This is a genomic window from Desulfofalx alkaliphila DSM 12257, from assembly GCF_000711975.1.
GTDB lineage: Bacteria > Bacillota > Desulfotomaculia > Desulfotomaculales > Desulfohalotomaculaceae > Desulfofalx > Desulfofalx alkaliphila.
The window spans coordinates 118,349-135,440 of record NZ_JONT01000003.1 but is presented as its reverse complement, the minus strand read 5'-3'; the positions used below and the strand labels follow the sequence as shown (position 1 = coordinate 135,440).

The 17,092-nt window shown below is 50.3% G+C and carries 14 protein-coding genes, 1 pseudogene and 1 other annotated feature; all 15 genes and pseudogenes read left to right on the top strand.

Translation table 11 applies throughout. From position 1 onward, the window contains the following. Nucleotides 1-327: 327 nt before the first annotated feature. The 15 genes and pseudogenes from BR02_RS0103565 to BR02_RS0103495 all read left to right on the top strand — a co-directional run bounded on the left by BR02_RS0103565 (nt 328) and on the right by BR02_RS0103495 (nt 17,011). Entirely contained in the window at nt 328-1,761 is a 1,434-nt protein-coding gene (locus BR02_RS0103565) for a cobyrinic acid a,c-diamide synthase CobB (RefSeq protein WP_031514261.1), read from the top strand. Nucleotides 1,762-1,902: 141 nt separating this feature from the next. Continuing rightward, nucleotides 1,903-2,664, top strand: coding sequence for a spore cortex-lytic enzyme (gene sleB, locus BR02_RS0103560; RefSeq protein WP_031514259.1), 762 nt, complete (start codon nt 1,903-1,905; stop codon nt 2,662-2,664). Nucleotides 2,665-2,677: 13 nt separating this feature from the next. Then, a complete protein-coding gene (ypeB, locus tag BR02_RS0103555) occupies nt 2,678-4,033 on the top strand; it encodes a germination protein YpeB (RefSeq protein WP_031514257.1) in 1,356 nt (451 codons plus the stop codon). Between the two features lie 53 nt (nt 4,034-4,086). Beyond that, nucleotides 4,087-4,299, top strand: a binding site (T-box leader). 51 nt (nt 4,300-4,350) lie between these two features. Then, nucleotides 4,351-4,843: pseudogene (locus tag BR02_RS14300) on the top strand (Lrp/AsnC family transcriptional regulator). Further along, the gene (locus BR02_RS0103545) at nt 4,840-6,012 is read left to right on the top strand and encodes an aminotransferase class I/II-fold pyridoxal phosphate-dependent enzyme (protein WP_031514255.1); all 1,173 of its coding nucleotides are present in this window, start codon (nt 4,840-4,842) and stop codon (nt 6,010-6,012) included. The pseudogene BR02_RS14300 and the gene BR02_RS0103545 overlap by 4 nt, the downstream one beginning before the upstream one ends. Before the next feature lie 227 nt (nt 6,013-6,239). Beyond that, the gene (locus BR02_RS0103540) at nt 6,240-7,754 is read left to right on the top strand and encodes a sodium:solute symporter family transporter (RefSeq protein ID WP_238442388.1); all 1,515 of its coding nucleotides are present in this window, start codon (nt 6,240-6,242) and stop codon (nt 7,752-7,754) included. Next, nucleotides 7,751-9,043 (top strand): phenylacetate--CoA ligase family protein, encoded by a 1,293-nt coding sequence (locus tag BR02_RS0103535; protein WP_031514252.1) that lies wholly within the window; start codon nt 7,751-7,753, stop codon nt 9,041-9,043. The genes BR02_RS0103540 and BR02_RS0103535 overlap by 4 nt, the downstream gene beginning before the upstream one ends. Before the next feature lie 88 nt (nt 9,044-9,131). Beyond that, the gene (gene iorA / locus BR02_RS0103530) at nt 9,132-10,904 is read left to right on the top strand and encodes an indolepyruvate ferredoxin oxidoreductase subunit alpha (protein WP_031514250.1); all 1,773 of its coding nucleotides are present in this window, start codon (nt 9,132-9,134) and stop codon (nt 10,902-10,904) included. Further along, a complete protein-coding gene (locus tag BR02_RS0103525) occupies nt 10,897-11,472 on the top strand; it encodes an indolepyruvate oxidoreductase subunit beta (RefSeq protein WP_031514248.1) in 576 nt (191 codons plus the stop codon). Before iorA ends, BR02_RS0103525 begins: the two co-directional genes overlap by 8 nt. A gap of 402 nt (nt 11,473-11,874) precedes the next feature. Next, nucleotides 11,875-13,053, top strand: a complete 1,179-nt coding sequence (gene dsrA / locus BR02_RS0103520; RefSeq protein ID WP_031514246.1) for a dissimilatory-type sulfite reductase subunit alpha — start codon at nt 11,875-11,877, stop codon at nt 13,051-13,053. Between the two features lie 80 nt (nt 13,054-13,133). Continuing rightward, nucleotides 13,134-14,192 carry a dissimilatory-type sulfite reductase subunit beta gene (gene dsrB / locus BR02_RS0103515; protein ID WP_031514244.1) on the top strand — a complete coding sequence of 353 codons (1,059 nt, stop codon included), beginning with the start codon at nt 13,134-13,136 and terminating at the stop codon, nt 14,190-14,192. Nucleotides 14,193-14,273: 81 nt separating this feature from the next. Further along, nucleotides 14,274-14,480, top strand: a complete 207-nt coding sequence (locus tag BR02_RS0103510) for a hypothetical protein (RefSeq protein WP_031514242.1) — start codon at nt 14,274-14,276, stop codon at nt 14,478-14,480. Nucleotides 14,481-14,704: 224 nt separating this feature from the next. After that, nucleotides 14,705-15,127, top strand: a complete 423-nt coding sequence (locus BR02_RS0103505; protein ID WP_031514240.1) for a YwiB family protein — start codon at nt 14,705-14,707, stop codon at nt 15,125-15,127. A gap of 10 nt (nt 15,128-15,137) precedes the next feature. Beyond that, nucleotides 15,138-16,823, top strand: a complete 1,686-nt coding sequence (gene argS, locus BR02_RS0103500) for an arginine--tRNA ligase (protein ID WP_031514238.1) — start codon at nt 15,138-15,140, stop codon at nt 16,821-16,823. Between the two features lie 11 nt (nt 16,824-16,834). Then, a complete protein-coding gene (locus tag BR02_RS0103495) occupies nt 16,835-17,011 on the top strand; it encodes a XapX domain-containing protein (protein ID WP_031514236.1) in 177 nt (58 codons plus the stop codon). Nucleotides 17,012-17,092 lie beyond the last annotated feature (81 nt).

Below are 17,092 nucleotides of genomic sequence, written 5' to 3'. Positions count from 1 at the left end.
CCCTCACCTAATCAATATTATGGTGAGGGTGAACTTTTCTGTAAATTTGCCGGGCTGTCGTGGTAAACTAACTGCATAGGTGTGTGTGGACCCATTAAAGAAAATAGAAGAATGAAATAAAAATACAGTCTAACCAAGGCACTTGCCCAGCTCTGAAGGGTACAAGTACCCTGAAGGGCATAAGCACCCTGAGGGGCACAAGTACCCTGAGGGGCACAAGTACCCAGGGGGCAGAAGAAAACTAAGGCTTTGGCCTCTGCCGGCCCTTGACGCAAGCCAAGTTTTCTGCGATGGTAAGGCCTTGGTCTTGGAAGGCAGGGAAGGCTAATGGAACAAGTACAAAACACTCCCAGATTACTGATAGCGGCGCCCCAGGGGCGTTCAGGCAAAACAACCATAACTGTCGGACTAATAGCAGCCCTCACTGCCCGGGGTATAAAGGTGCAACCATTTAAAAAAGGGCCGGATTTTATTGACCCAAGTTGGTTAACCAGGGTAGCCGGCAGAAGATGCCGTAATTTAGACAGCTATCTGATGGATAGGGAGGCCATTAGGGGCTCCTTTGTTACCCACACCCAGGGCGCTGATATCAGCGTTATTGAAGGGGCCATGGGCTTGTTTGACGGGGTGGATCTTGAGGGCAGCGGCAGTGCGGCTGAAATAGCCAAGGCGGTGCAGGCGCCGGTGATACTGGTGGTGAACTGCATCAGGATGACCCGCAGCGTTGCTGCCATGGTAAACGGTTATAGGTACTTTGACAAGGACGTCAATGTGGCCGGCGTGATCTTAAATAATGTGGCGCGCAGCCGTCACGAAAATATCCTGCGAGCCTCCATAGAAAAATATTGTGATATACCGGTGCTGGGCATAATGCCCAAGGGGCAGCAGTACACCATCCCGGATCGGCACCTGGGCTTGGTGCCGGCCACAGAGGACCAGTCCCTTCACCGGGCCGTTGAAAGGGTGGCAGAGGCAGCCGAGCAGTACCTGGATTTAGACAGGCTGATGGAGGTGGCTTCCCAAGCCCCCCCGCTCACCGGCAAATTAACTCTTCCCCCCCGGTTAAAGGGGCTAAAAAGGCCCGCAGAGGTGACTGCCTTATCCGGCGACCGCCCCCTTGTGGGTGTGATGATGGACGGCGCCTTCACCTTTTACTACCCGGAAAACCTTGAGGCATTGAGCGGTGCCGGCGCGGAATTGGTGGCCATAGACGCCATCAAGGACCCCGCGCTGCCTGACCTGGACGCCTTATATATTGGCGGCGGCTTTCCTGAAATGATGGCTGCGGAGCTGGAGAAGAACGCTTCCTTTCGGGCAGACTTAAAAAACCGTATTGAAAGTGGCCTGCCGGTATATGCCGAAAGCGGTGGAGCAATCTACCTTGGCAGATCGATAAACTGGAACGATAAGAAATACTCGCTGGTGGGTGCACTGCCCTTTGAGGCGGAGCTGACCAAAAAGCCCCAGGGCCATGGTTATATAAGGCTGGCGGTGGAAGGGGATACCCCTTACTTCCCCAAAGGCAGTGAAGTAAAGGGACACCAATTTCATCACATCAAACTGGTAAATTTGGATCAAGAAAAAATCTCCTTTGCCTACCGGGTAACCCGGGGACGGGGTATAGTGGACAATAAAGACGGCCTGCTATATAAAAATGTACTGGCCTGCTTTAATTACATACATGCCCTGGCGGTACCCCAGTGGGCTGAAAACTTTGTCAAGTTGGCGGCCCGATATAAGGCACAAGGCCTAAACAAATAAATATGAGCTCTCTTTATAGGCCCCCCTCTTACCTTGAGGGGGGCTTTTCCTTTGCCATCAGCCAGGTTTTTCTATAAATAAAGGCTTGTGCTTTTAGACAAAATAAGGACAGCAAAAAATTTAAAATGGGGTGAAGCCAGAATGTTAAAAAAAGATAAAAGCCGGCGAAAGCCTGCGGCAATGCTGATTTTGGTAGCCTTTTTGGTGGCTGCGGTGGGCACCTTTGCCTTTAGCAAGGCAGATGCCCAACCCCGCACCCTGTACTGGGGTATTAGCGGTGACGATGTGAGGCATGTTCAGATCAGATTAAGTGACTGGGACTATTACGACGGCCCCATAGACGGTGTGTATAACCCACAAACCTTTAATGCGGTGAAAAACTTTCAGGCAAAAAACGGCTTGGCGGTGGATGGGGTTGTGGGCCCCCGTACCTGGGCCGCCATAGGCTACCCCCCTGCCGGGGGCTCGGCACCGCAGCAGCAGGCAGCACAGAATCAGCCGACCCAGCAGCGGGATGATCGAAATGAGGTGGCCTCCAGGGCTGAGGTTAACCGCGCCGACCTTCATTTATTATCCAGGGTGGTGATGGGTGAGGCTGCCGACGAACCCTATGTGGGCCAGGTGGCGGTGGCGGCGGTAATTTTGAACAGGGTAGAAAGCCCCAACTTTCCCAATACACTGGCGGGGGTAGTTTACCAGCCCCTGGCCTTTGAGTCGGTGGCCAACGCCCAATATACCCGGGAGGTAAGCGACGAAGCCAGGCGGGCGGCCGAGGATGCCATGAATGGCTGGGATCCCACCGGGGGGGCCCTGTTTTTCTGGAACCCATATAAGCCTGTGTCCAAATGGATTTGGAGTCGAACCATAACCGGGCAAATTGGAAACCATGTTTTCGGGATATAAAGGGGGTTAAACGATGAAAAGATGGCTAGCGGCGTCCTTGTTAGGAGTGGCCTTACTGGCGGCGGTGGGTTTTTGGGGCTATCGCCAGCACCAGGTGCGCCAAGATTTAGAAGTGTTTTTAACCAACAGATATCAAATGTCCTTCTTTGATATGGCTACCCATGTAAAAAACCTAGAGACGGCCCTGGCAAAAAGTTTAGTGGCCAAGGGCACAGGGGAAGATGTGGCGATTTTTTCAGAGATATGGTTAAGGGCTGATTCTGCCCAAAGCAGTTTAACCCAGCTTCCTGTGTCCACCGCCCTAACGGAGCGCACAGCTAAATTTTTATCCCAGGTGGGGGACTATTCTTATACCGTTTCTAAGGAAATAGTTGATACGGAAGAACTTACGGATCACCACTGGAATACACTAAACCGCCTCTATAGGCAGGCCACGGAACTAAACAAAGATATCAGTGAGATGGAAGAACAGGTGGTGGAGGGTCGGTTAACCCTAAGCGAACTGCAGGCCAAGACCCGCCAGGGGCTTGATGATGCCGACCGGGGGCTGGACGGTGAACTTGAAAAAATAAACAGAAACATGCAAACACATCCCACCTTAATATACGACGGACCCTTTTCCGACCACCTGGAAAAAAGGAAACCCCAGGGGCTGAAGGGCGAAAGCATCAGTGCAGAAAAGGCACGGGAAATAGCCCTGGATTTTATTGATAAAGAAAACAAGAACTACACCGCCAGGGTGGTGGGAAAAAACAAGGGCCGCATTGAATCATACACCGTAGAGCTAATCCCCAGGGATAACAATGAAAACCTGCCCCGCTACATGTGTGATGTGAGCCAGCAGGGCGGCAAGGTAATTTGGTACTTAGGCAATAAAGAGGTTGAAAATGCCAACTTTTCGGTGGAGCAGGCCAGGGAAAAGGCCCGGCAGTTTTTAAAGAGCCGGGGTAAAGAAAATATGGTGGACACCTTCCACAGCAAACAGGGCAATATGGTCACCGTTCAGTTTGTGGCCACTGAGGGCGATGTTATGCTTTATCCTGACCAAATTAAATGCCTGGTGTCCTTGGATGACGGCAGGGTGTTGGCATACGAGGCATCCCAATACTGGATGGCCAGTAAAGACCGGGATTTGAAAGAGGCCGTCATAACCCAAGAAGAGGCCCGGGAAAAGGTAAATCCCCATATGAATGTGGAGTCGGCCCGGCTGGCCCTAATCCCCAAGGAAAACTACCAGGAGGTGCTCTGTTGGGAACTGACTGGTTCCCTCAATGAGGATACCTTCTTAGTGTATATCAACGCTGAAACGGGCAAAAAGGAAAGCGTAAAGGTAGTGGTGGATACCCCCAACGGGCAATTAACAATGTAAAGGCAGTTGACATTAAAAAGTTACTTTGCTATACTGCAAAAATAAGTTAATATTTATCAGCGATGAATGGGAAAAAGGATTGCAGCCCATCCACAGAGAGCCGGGGGTAGGTGTGAGCCCGGCGGATACGGAGCAATTCGAGCCACCCAGAAGCTGCGGGCTGAAATCATTAAGCACCGCCGGCGCACCCCGCCGTTAACCGATACAAGGGCCGTTAAAACACGGCTGAATTAGGGTGGTACCACGAAAATAACTTCGTCCCTTTAGGGGACGAAGTTTTTATTTTATGAGGGACAACTTTAAGGAGGTATAAATAAATGGATCAGCAAGACAAGGTTATTTTAGAGCTGTTAGAAAAAAACTGCAGAATAAGACCGGAGGAAATAGCACCCTTGGTGGGGCTGGAGGTTGAGCAGGTTAAAGAGCGCATTAAGGAATATGAAGACAAAGGCATAATAATTAGCTACCAAACCATGGTTAACTGGGAAAAATGCGGCGAAGAAAAGGTAAGCGCCTTGATAGAAGTGAAAATTACCCCCCAGCGGGAGGTGGGCTTTGATGCGGTGGCCGAGAGAATTTACCGTTTTCCCGAGGTGCACAGCGTACACCTGATGTCCGGCGCCTATGACCTGGCGGTCTTTGTGGAGGGCAAAACCATGAAAGACGTAGCCCAATTTGTATCCAGCAAACTGGCCACCATAGAACATGTCTTGAGCACCGCCACCCATTTTGTGTTGAAGACCTATAAGCAAGCACGGCTGCATCTTAGAGGACAAGGAAACTGACCACAGGTTGGTGGTAACACCATGAGCCAGTGGCAGAAATATATTAACCCCACCGTTAGGGATATACCCCCCTCCGGCATCAGGCGTTTTTTCAATCTGGCAGCGGAGATGGAGGGGGTAATTTCACTGGGGGTGGGTGAACCGGACTTTGTAACCCCCTGGCACATCCGGGAAGCCTGTGTGTACTCCCTGGAAAAGGGTTATACCACCTATACAGCAAACCAAGGGCTGCCCCTGCTGAGGGAGGCAGTGGCAGAGCACCTGGAGCAAAATTACGGGGTAAAATACCACCCCAAGGATGAACTGCTTGTAACGGTGGGGGTGAGCGAGGCCCTGGACCTGGCCCTGCGGGCGGTGGTGGTGCCCGGCGATGAGGTGCTGGTGCCCGACCCCTGCTACGTATCCTATACTCCCTGCACCGCCCTGGCCGGAGGAGTGCCGGTGCCAATTGAAACGCGGTTAGAAGAGGACTTTCAACTGACCGCCGAAAGGGTAGAAAAGGCAATTACCCCTAAAACCAAGGCGCTCCTGTTGTGTTACCCCAATAACCCCACCGGGGCCATCTTGAGCAAAAAGAACATTGAAGAAATAACCGAGGTGGTTAAACACCACGATTTAATAGTGATATCCGATGAAATATATGATCAGCTGACCTACCGGGGCAAACACACCTGCATTGCCTCCCTGCCGGGCATGAGGGATCGCACCATACTGCTAAACGGTTTTTCTAAAGCCTATGCCATGACCGGCTGGCGGGTGGGCTATGCCGCAGCTAACCCGGTATTCATTGAAGCCATGAATAAAATTCACCAGTACACCATGCTCTGTGCCCCCATCACCGCACAAATGGCAGCGGTGGAGGCGCTTAAAAACGGCCGGGAAAAAATGCAAAACATGGTGCAGCAGTACAACCGCCGCCGTATAATGGTGGTCAATGCCTTAAATGAAATGGGCTTACCCTGTTTTGAGCCCGGCGGGGCCTTTTATGCCTTTCCGGACATCCGTCCCACCGGCTTGACATCGGAAGAGTTTGCCGAGGAGCTGCTTATGGAAACCAAGGTTGCAGTGGTGCCCGGCAATGCCTTTGGCAAATCGGGGGAAGGCTTTGTCCGCTGCTCTTACGCCACCTCCTTGGAGGATTTAACAGAGGCGCTCAAGAGAATGTCCCGGTTTGTAAAAAAGAGATTGGGTTAATAAAATACTACTGCCGGCCCCTGAAGCCTGTGGCTTCCGGCCGGCTAACTATTTTTTCCCAGGGCCAATATCCTGATCTTTACCAAAATGCTATTGCAGGAAAAAGCATATGCGTATAGAATAATAGTAAGTGCAGAACGGCAGGAAGGTAAGGAGGGGTAAAACCTGGCATTTTTCTTTTTTTAATTAATTAACTGAAAAAAGCAGTACGGGAGGATGGTTAGAAAATGATTAAGTACTTATTGGTTTTTTTATTTGTGTCCCTTTTATTGTACAGTGGGCTTGTGAACATGCGCAAATCCCACACTGTAAGCGACTTTTTTCTCGGTGGCCGTACCGTAGGCCCTTGGCTGTCAGCCTTTGCCTTTGGTACCACCTACTTTTCCGCAGTAATATTTATTGGGTATGCCGGTCAAGTAGGGTGGAACTTTGGTTTATCCGGCCTGTGGATTGTATTAGGCAACTCCCTGTTTGGTAGCCTTTTAGCCTGGTGGATACTGGCTAAGAGGACCCGCAGCATCACCACACGGTTAAACACCATGACCATGCCCCAATTTCTTAGTGTCCGGTATCAAAGTCCGGGCATGAAGATATTTGCAGGACTGGTCATTTTTATTTTTATGGTGCCCTATTCGGCATCGGTGTACATGGGTTTATCATACTTGTTTGAACAGGTATTTGGCGTACCTTACATTGCTGCCGCCATATTTATGGCAACACTTACCGCAACCTACCTCATACTTGGCGGCTACCGGGCCGTGGCCCTCACCGACTTTGTACAGGGCTGTATCATGCTCTTTGGGGTGGGCCTGCTCCTGTGGTATGTACTTAGGGCACCGGAGACCGGCGGCTTGATGCCTGCGGTGCAAAAACTAGCGGATATAGACCCGGGCTTAACCCAGGCGGTGGGTGCACCGGGCTTGCTGCCCCTGGCTTCGCTGGTAATACTGACCAGCTTAGGAGCTTGGGCCCTGCCCCAGATGGTGCAAAAATTCTATGCCATTAAAAGTGAAAGTGCAATTAAACCGGCAGCGGTGGTATCCACAGTGTTTGCACTGATAATAACCTTTGGTGCCTACTTTACCGGGTCAATGACCCGCTTGTTCTTTGAGGAGCTCCCGGTGGATGCTGCCACCGGAGCCCAAACGGTAGACCTATTGATGCCCCAACTGATGAACAACATACTGCCGGAATTTGTGTTGGCAATAATTTTAATTTTAATACTATCTGCCTCAATGTCTACGCTGGCTTCGCTGGTGCTGGTATCAAGTTCGGCAGTGGCCTTGGACTTGTTGCCCACTGTGCAGCCCAGAATGTCTGAGAAAAACAAAGTAATAACCCTGAGGGTTCTCTGTGCCGTCTTTGTGGGTATTTCACTGGTGCTGGCCCTGGCCAGACCGACAATAATACTCAGCCTCATGGCCCTGTCCTGGGGAACGGTGGCCGGTGCCTTTTTAGCGCCGTTCCTATACGGTCTGTTTTGGCGCGGTACCACCGCAGCGGGGGCATGGGCCGGAGCACTCAGCGGCTTAACCATATCACTGGTCTTTTCATATCTGTACCCCAGTGCCATACCCACCGTGGGCTCTGCAGCAATGCTGGTTCCGCTGGTGGTGGTGCCGGTTGTCAGTATGCTTACTAAACCGCTGCCGCAGGAGCACCTTGCCCATGTTTACGGGGACCCAGGCCTGCCTTCGGACGGAGTGCCGGCAAATAGAAACAAGGAAGTGGAAGCAATATGATTTGGGATGTTGAAAATGAAACCATGGATCGCGGCCAACTGCAGCAACTGCAGTTGGCGCGACTGCAGCAAACACTGAAAAATGTCTACCAAAATGTGCCCTTTTATCGGGAAAAGTTTGACCAACTGGGCATAAAACCCGAAGATTGTCGAACCTTGAAAGATCTGTCCCGTTTTCCCTTTACGGTGAAGACAGATCTTAGGGATAACTATCCCTTTAAAATGTTTGCGGTACCCCGCAGCAAAGTTGTTCGCGTACATGCCTCATCCGGAACCACCGGCAAACCCACCGTGGTTGGCTATACTAAAAAAGACCTTGACACCTGGGCCGACCTGGTGGCCCGTTTGGTGACCATGGTGGGAGTAACCGAAGAGGATGTGGCCCAGGTATGTTTTGGCTACGGTTTATTTACCGGTGCCTTTGGTTTGCACTATGGTTTAGAGCGGGTGGGGGCCATGGTTGTACCCACTTCCACCGGCAATACCGAGCGCCAGATAATGCTGATGCAGGACTTCGGAACCACAACGGTAATAAGCACACCCACCTATGCAATGCACATGGCAGAGACGGCCAGAAAGATGGGCGTAGACCCGGCAGAACTGCCATTAAAGGTGGGTTTATTTGGGTCAGAGGCCTGGACAGAGAGCATGCGGGCCGAGTTAGAAAGGGTTTGGAATCTTAAGGCCACCGATAATTACGGTTTAAGCGAGATCATCGGCCCCGGTGTTTCCGGGGAGTGTATGTATACCAATGGTCTGCACGTCAATGAAGACCATTTCTTGGTTGAGATCATTGACCCTGAAACAGAGGAGCCCCTGGATTACGGCCAAGGGGGAGAACTGGTGATAACCTCCCTTACCAAAGAGGCCTTCCCCATTATTCGCTACCGCACCAGGGATATAACGGTGCTCAACCCAGAAAAATGTGAATGTGGACGCACCACGGTGCGCATGCGCAAGGTGAGCGGCCGCACCGATGACATGCTCATTATTTCCGGGGTAAATGTATTCCCGTCCCAGATTGAAAGCGTACTGCTGGATGTTGACGGCATTGCCCCCCACTATAAAATTATAGTTGCTAAAAAAGGATATTTAGACACCTTGGAAGTGCAGGTGGAGCCCACTGAAAAGGCCTTTACCGGCCAATATAAGGACCTGCAACTTTTGGAAGAAACGGTGAGGAACAAACTGTCCAGCGTCTTATCCCTAAGCGCCAAGGTGAAATTGGTAGAACCCGGTTCCCTGGAAAGATTTGTGGGTAAGGCCAAACGGGTGGTTGACAATAGATAGCAGATAAGGCATGTGTTGGAATAGGATACCGTCCGTCAAAACCAACTGAAAACTGCCCTTAACAGGGGCCAGGAGGTGTAATCTTATCTTGAAAAAATTATTGTCAGGCAACGAAGCCATTGCCCTTGGGGCATATGAGGCAGGAGTTAAAATAGGTGTAGGCTATCCTGGCACCCCCAGCACCGAAGTATTGCAGCACTTTAAAAACTACCCGGGCGTTTATGCCCAGTGGTCTCCCAACGAGAAGGTGGCTTTAGAAGTTGGTGCGGGTGCATCAATTGCAGGGGCCAGGGCACTGGTTACCATGAAGCACGTCGGTGTCAACGTAGCGGCAGACCCTCTCTTTACCCTGTCTTACACCGGGATCAACGGCGGTCTGGTGCTGCTGTCAGCGGACGATCCCGGCATGCACAGTTCACAAAACGAGCAAGACAACCGCTACTACGCGCTAATGTCTAAAATTCCATGTCTTGAACCTTCAGACAGCCAAGAGGCCAAGGACATGGTGGCCGCTGCGCTGGAAATAAGTGAACAGTTTGATACCCCTGTTATGCTGCGCACCACCACCAGGGTTAATCACTCTCAAACAATGGTGGAAACAGCAGAAAGAATAGAACAGCCGCTAAAGGAATACAAAAAAGACGCCGGTAAATATGTGGCTACCCCCGGCAATGCCCGGGCCCGCCGGCTGCACCTTGAGCAGCGCATGAAAGATTTGCGGCTCTTTGCCGAAACCAGCCAACTAAACTCAATTCATTGGGCCGGCAAAGAGGTGGGTGTAATCACCGCCGGCATCAGCTACACCTACGTAAGGGAAGTTATGCCCCGGGCCTCGGTGCTTAAACTGGGCATTACCAACCCACTGCCGGAAAAGTTAATAGAACAATTTGCCTCCCAGGTAGACAGGGTGGTGGTGGTGGAGGAGTTGGATCCCTTCTTAGAAACACAAATAAAGGCCATGGGCATTGAAGTTTTGGGTAAGGAAATAGTGCCCAAGATTGGCGAGCTAAACCCTGTGATACTGGCAAAAGCCTTTCGGGAAGCAGGTTTGCCGGTGGCCGAGCAATACCAAGAGCCGCCGGTGTCTCCCTTGGACAAGGAGGCTCCGGAAGCCCCGGTGCGCCCGCCGGTGCTGTGTGCCGGCTGCCCACACCGGGCCACCTTCCATGTACTAAGAAAACTTAAACTTACCGTCACCGGTGATATTGGCTGCTATACCCTGGGCTCAGCGCCCCCCTTATCGGCCATGGACACCTGTATCTGCATGGGCGCCAGCATCGGGGTGGCCCACGGCATGGAGCTGGCAAACCCGGACTTAAAGGGTAATACGGTGGCAGTAATAGGAGATTCCACCTTTCTCCACTCCGGTGTCACCGGACTGATGGACATAGTCTACAACAAGGGAAAGAGCACCGTGTTAATACTGGACAACCGCACCACTGCCATGACCGGCCACCAGGACCACCCGGCAACAGGAAAAACCCTAATGGGCCGGCCAACGGTGGAAGTGGACCTGGAGGCCCTGGTAAAATCCTTGGGTATAAAGCGGGTAAAGGTGCTTGACCCCATAAATATTGATCAATTTGAAAAAGCGGTGAAGGAAGAGGTGGCCGCAGCGGAACCGTCGGTTATCATTGCCCGCCACCCCTGTGCCCTGCTCACCAAGGAACCTCGCCGGCCGGTAACGGTAAATGCCGAGGCCTGTATAAAATGTAAATTGTGCCTGAAACTGGGCTGCCCGGCCATTTCCCACCTTGACGGTGTTGCAGTGATAGACGGCATCCAATGCAATGGCTGCGGCCTCTGTGTTCAAGTATGCAAAAAGGGCGCAATTATAAAGGGGGGCCAAAACAATGCTTAAACCCTTTGACCTAATGATGGTGGGAGTGGGCGGACAAGGAACCATTTTAGCCACCAAGGTGCTGGCCAAGGCTGCCCACGACGCCGGCTATGATATTAAAGTTTCAGAAGTAAAAGGCATGGCCCAGCGGGGCGGCAGCGTTGTTACCATGATGCGCCTTGGCACCCAGGTACATTCGCCCCTCATTCCCGAGGGCGGTGCCGATATACTGCTGTCCTTTGAAAAATTAGAGGCCCTGCGCTGGCTTTCATACCTAAAGCCCGACGGAGCCGTTATAGTGAATAACCAGGCCATCAACCCCGTGCCGGTACTGCTGGGTGCCGCCACCTATCCCCAAGGGGCGGTGGACTACATTAAGGCAAGGGTGGCCAACACATCGGTGATAGATGCCCTGGACCTGGCCATACAATGCGGCAATGCCAGGACTGCCAACGTGGTGCTGCTGGGCGTGCTGGCCAAGCAGATGCCCATAGAAAAACAGGTATGGGAAAAGGCCCTGGCTGCCGTAGTACCCCCAAAATTCTTAGAAGTAAACATGGCTGCCTTTAATGCCGGCTACCGGGTATAAGTGCAGTCAATAAACAATAAAACAATGGGGCTAATAATTATATTAAATTAGTAATTTGAGAGAATATTCTGTCCTAGTGCAAAACTTCACCAACACAAGAGTTGTTTCCCAGTTGACATCGTAAAGTATTGATGTTAAACTTTGTACATGTACGGGAATCATGTAAAGTAGCTGGCAGAAAAAGCAAGCTTGTGCCCGTACAGCATATATTTTTTGTATAAGCTTTAAATGCTGTATCTGACAACCTAAAAGCAGCAAAGTAGTGACGAGTTGATGGGCACTAACTAATTAACTCGTCCAGTTTATGCCAATAAAGTAGTTTAGGTAACAGAATGCAGCGCTTTTATTTACATGGTTGGATAGTTATGCTATCCCCATCCAAAAATACTGGAGGTGAGCTTAATGGCAGAATCCAAGACTCCTCTCTTGGATCAACTGGAAACTGGACCGTGGCCTAGCTTTGTAACAGAAATCAAGAGAATGGCCCCTACAAAGCCCACCGCCCAAGATCTTCTCGGTCAACTGGAAGTATCTTACGAAGAGAAGAAAGGGCACTGGAAGCACGGCGGTATTGTTGGTGTTATGGGTTATGGTGGTGGTGTTATCGGTCGTTATACCGACCTACCCGAGCAATTCCCGAATGTAGCTGAATTCCACACCGTTCGTTTGAATCAGCCCAGTGGTTGGTTCTACACCACTGAAGCTCTACGCACTGTGTGTGACATCTGGGAAAAATATGGTAGCGGCCTGACTAACTTACACGGCTCTACCGGTGACATTGTTCTGTTAGGAACAAAAACAGAGTATCTGCAAACCCTATTTGATGAGTACAGCGACAAAGGTTTCGACCTCGGTGGATCAGGTTCTGACCTGCGTACACCTAGCTGCTGCTGTGGTATGGCTCGCTGTGAGTTCGCTTGCATTGACGCCATGGACATTTGCCACAACCTGACCAACGAATACCAAGACGAACTGCACCGTCCAATGTGGCCGTACAAGTTCAAAATTAAAATTGCTGGCTGCCCCAACGACTGCGTAGCATCAATCGCACGTTCTGACTTCTCAATCCAAGGTACTTGGAGAGACGAACTGCGCATTGACCAAGAAGCAGTACGCGAGTATGTAAACAACGGATTTGACATTCAAGAGCTGGTTATCGACCGTTGCCCCACCGGCTGCTTAGAGTGGGACGGCAATGAGCTGAAACTGGATGCTCCTGAGTGTGTACGTTGCATGCACTGCATCAACAAAATGCCCAAGGCACTGCGTCCGGGACTGGACAAGGGTGCTACCATCCTAATCGGTGGTAAAGCTACCATTCTGCAGTCTGCATTCTTAGGATGGGTAATCGTTCCCTTCATGAAGATGGAAGCTCCTTACCAAGAAGTTAAGGATCTCCTAGAAAAGATTTGGGAATGGTGGGACGAAGAAGGTAAAGTTCGTGAGCGTGTTGGTGAAACAATCTGCCGCCTCGGTATGCGTCATTTCTTGCGTGCAGTTGATCTGGAGCCAATTCCACAAATGGTATACCGTCCGCGGGCTAACCCCTACTTCTTCTGGTGGCCTGAAGAAGTTAAGTAATATCCACTGACACTTAAGAACTATAATTTGGTTAAGTGATAAACTTATTAAATAAATTGTACGGGGAGAGGTGAAGCAAAGTGGCGAAAACTGATATCGGGCCTCCATATTATGGGGATATGCTTCCTCCAATTATTAAAGAAAACTATGGAAAGTGGAAGTATCACGAAATTCTAAAGCCCGGCGTACTCGTTCACGTATCCGAAAGTGGCGCAGAATTATACACAGTACGGGTTGGTTCTCCAAGACTGATTAGCATATACTTTATCCGTGACATCTGTGAAATTGCAGACAAGTACTGTGATGGTTACCTGAGATTTACCAGCCGTAACAACATCGAGTTCCTGTTGTCCAACAAAGACAACATTGAGCCTCTGATTGCTGAAGTTAAGGCTAAAGGACTACCTGTTGGCGGTACCGGTAACTCCATTACTAACATGGTACACACCCAAGGTTGGGTACACTGCCATACCCCAGCTACCGATGCTTCCGGTATTGTAAAGGCAGTAATGGACGAACTGTTCGAGTACTTCGAAACCATGAAGTTACCGGCAAAAATGAGAATTTCTCTGGCTTGCTGCTTGAACATGTGCGGTGCCGTTCACTGCTCAGACATCGCTATTCTGGGTATCCACAGAAAAGCTCCTGTAATTAACCACGAAAACTTGAAGAACTTCTGTGAGATTCCGACTGTTATTGCCAGCTGCCCAACCGCAGCTATTCGTCCGAATCCGAAGTTGAAGAGTGTGGAAATTAAAGAAGAGCGCTGCATGTACTGTGGTAACTGCTACACCATGTGCCCATCCATCCAAATCATTGACCCTGAAAACGACGCGATTTCCATCTGGGTAGGCGGTAAAGTATCTAACGCCCGCTCAACCCCGATGTTCTCACGTCTGGCTATTCCTTACCTGCCAAACAATCCTCCGCGCTGGCCTGAGGTTGTAGATGCAGTTAAGAAGTTAGTTGAACTGTGGGCAGCTAACGCTAAGCAGGGCGAAAGAATGGGTGAATGGATTGAGCGCATCGGTTGGGAGAAATTCTTCCAATTGGCAGAACTGCCATTCACAGACAAGCACATTGACGATTTTACCTATGCCGTGACCACCTTCCGTTCCACCACCCAATTTAAGTGGTAGAATAGAAGCAACGGTAAATAGTTAAAATACCGTCAAAACTACCACACTAACCTGTGGTAAGATTAGGTGGTGATTTTATCCATGGAAGATTTACAAGCAAAAGTACTGGAGTACCTAGGTACTGTCAGTAAGGCCAAGACCAAAGAGATCGCTACTAAGCTAGGTGCTAAGAAGCGTGACGTTGATAAGGCTTGTTCTGCACTGGCTAAAGAAGGCAAGGTGGAGTACCTCTACATCGGAACTTCATTTGTAACTTTGGCCGGCAAAGATCACACACCAAGAGGATAAGCATGATAAAAGAGCAGGATTTATTTCCTGCTCTTTTTTTATATCCACCCTTAAGGCGGTCTTAATTTAAAATTAATGCAGGGAAAGGTAACCTTTTGTCGAACCCTTGAATGTGGATAAGAATTTTAGCAAGCAAGCCCCAGCTTGTATTTTGTGGGCAAGCTTGCTTGGTATAGGCCTGCGTAGTGAAGTAAACCCTAATATGGCGTGAAAGGGCTGGTGTAATGAGCAAAGAGGTGCTGGTTACCGTAACAGGCACGCAGACCAATGAGTGGGGTGAAAAGGATACCATTGAGTTGACAACCTTGGGGTATATGTATGTCAAAAATGGGTCATTTTACCTTATATACAATGAAACTGAACTGTCAGGCATGGAGGGTACCACCACGTCAGTAAAGGCTGAGCCCAGCAGGGTGACCTTAAACCGCATGGGTTCCGCCGAAATGAGACAGGTATTTGAAGAAGGCCAGCGCCATGAGGGTAAATACATTACCCCCTACGGCAGTATGGATACAAAGGTCTTGCCCTGTAAAGTTGAGGTGGACTTGACAGAGATGGGTGGAAGTATTAATCTAGAGTATGAATTAGAACTGGATCGACAAAAAATAGGATATAATGAACTGTCAATCACTGTCAAGGAGGTCTAATTACCCTGTTATGAGCGGTATAGTAGAAAAGATGCGGTCACAGTTGGCGCTGGCCCTGGAAAAGGCGGTTGAAAAAGCCGTTGAAAAGGGGACCATACCTTCGGTGACCGTTCCCGAGTTTGTGGTGGAAGTACCCAGAGAAAAGGGACATGGCGACTTTGCCACCAATCTGGCCATGATGTTGGCCAGGCCCGCCAAAAACGCTCCGAGAAAACTTGCGGATATCATTGTAGAGAACTTTGAACTGGCCGACGTACCGGTACAAAAGGTCGAAATAGCCGGACCCGGCTTTATTAATTTTTACCTGGAACCGACCTGGATTTATCAGGCACTGGAAGAAATTGAAGAGCAAGGGGCCCACTACGGCCGATTGGAAATGGGGGCGGGCACCAAGGTGCAGGTGGAGTTTGTCAGTGCAAACCCCACCGGCCTGCTGCATATGGGCAATGCCAGGGGTGCAGCCCTGGGTGACAGCATAGCTTCAATACTGGATTTTGCCGGTTATGAGGTGCAGCGGGAATACTACATAAATGACGCCGGCAACCAAATTGAAAACTTTGGCAAGTCCTTAGAGGCCCGCTATTTGCAGCAGCTGGGACAAGAGGTGCCCCTGCCGGAAGACGGCTACCACGGCGAAGATTTAATTGAAACGGTAAAAAACTTTATTGCCCAATATAAGGATTCATACCTGACCGCCGATGCCGCCAGCCGACGCTCTAAACTGGTGGAGTTTGCCTTAAAGGAGAAGTTGACCGACATTAAAAACTCACTGCTGGATTTCGGAGTGGTTTACGATGTCTGGTTCTCTGAACAATCGCTGCACCAAGGGGGCTTGGTGGATAAGACCCTGGCAGAATTAAAGGAAAGGGGCTACCTCTACCAAGAGCAAGAGGCCCTGTGGTTTAAGGCCACTGCCTTTGGTGATGAAAAAGACGAGGTGGTGGTACGCTCCAACGGTATACCAACCTACTTTGCCGCCGACATTGCCTACCACAAAAACAAATTTGACCGGGGCTTTAATAAAGTGATAAATATTTGGGGTGCTGACCACCACGGGCACGTTAACCGTATGAAGGGGGCCATTGAGGCCCTGGGCTATTCCCGTGACGCCCTAGAGGTGGTGCTAATGCAGTTGGTGCGCCTGCTCAGGGGCGGAGAGGTGGTGCGCATGTCAAAGCGTACCGGCCAATTTGTCACCCTGGCAGAGCTCATCGAAGAGGTGGGCAAGGACGCCGCCCGCTACTTCTTTGTAATGCGCAGCCCGGACAGCCACCTGGAGTTTGACTTGGATTTAGCCAAATCACAAAGCAATGATAACCCGGTTTTTTACATACAATATGCCCATGCACGCATTTGCAGCATCTTCCGCCAATTGGAAGAGCAGGGAAGAAAAAAACCCCGGGCTGCAGAGGTGGACTTAAAGGTATTAAAGGAAGAGCCGGAGCAGGATTTGATCAGGAAGTTGGCGGATTTTCCGGTGGAAGTGTCAATGGCAGCCCAAATGCTGGCGCCCCACCGCATAGCCAGGTACCTGCACGATTTAGCTTCCGCCTTCCACAGCTTTTACAACAGCCACCGGGTAATTGTAGAAGACCCGCAGATTTCCAATGCACGGTTGGTCTTGGTCAACTGTACCCGCATCGTGCTTAAAAACGCCTTGCGACTAATTGGGGTTTCTGCACCTGAAAGGATGTAGGAGGTAATAATTTGAGCGGACAAGTAAAGGAAATTTTGCTGGCCCTAACTGCCGGCTTAACGGTGGGCTTGTTATTTGCCCGATTAAAACTGCCCATACCTGCCCCGCCGAACCTGGCAGGGGTGATGGGCGTCATCGGAATATTTTTAGGCTACCTGTTGGCAGTGCGCCTGGGATGGGGTCGCTAACATATTGACACCCCCTTTTGGAGCATATAAAATGTAACAGGTGATAAAGCTATATTAATTATTTACAGTACTAGGAGGATA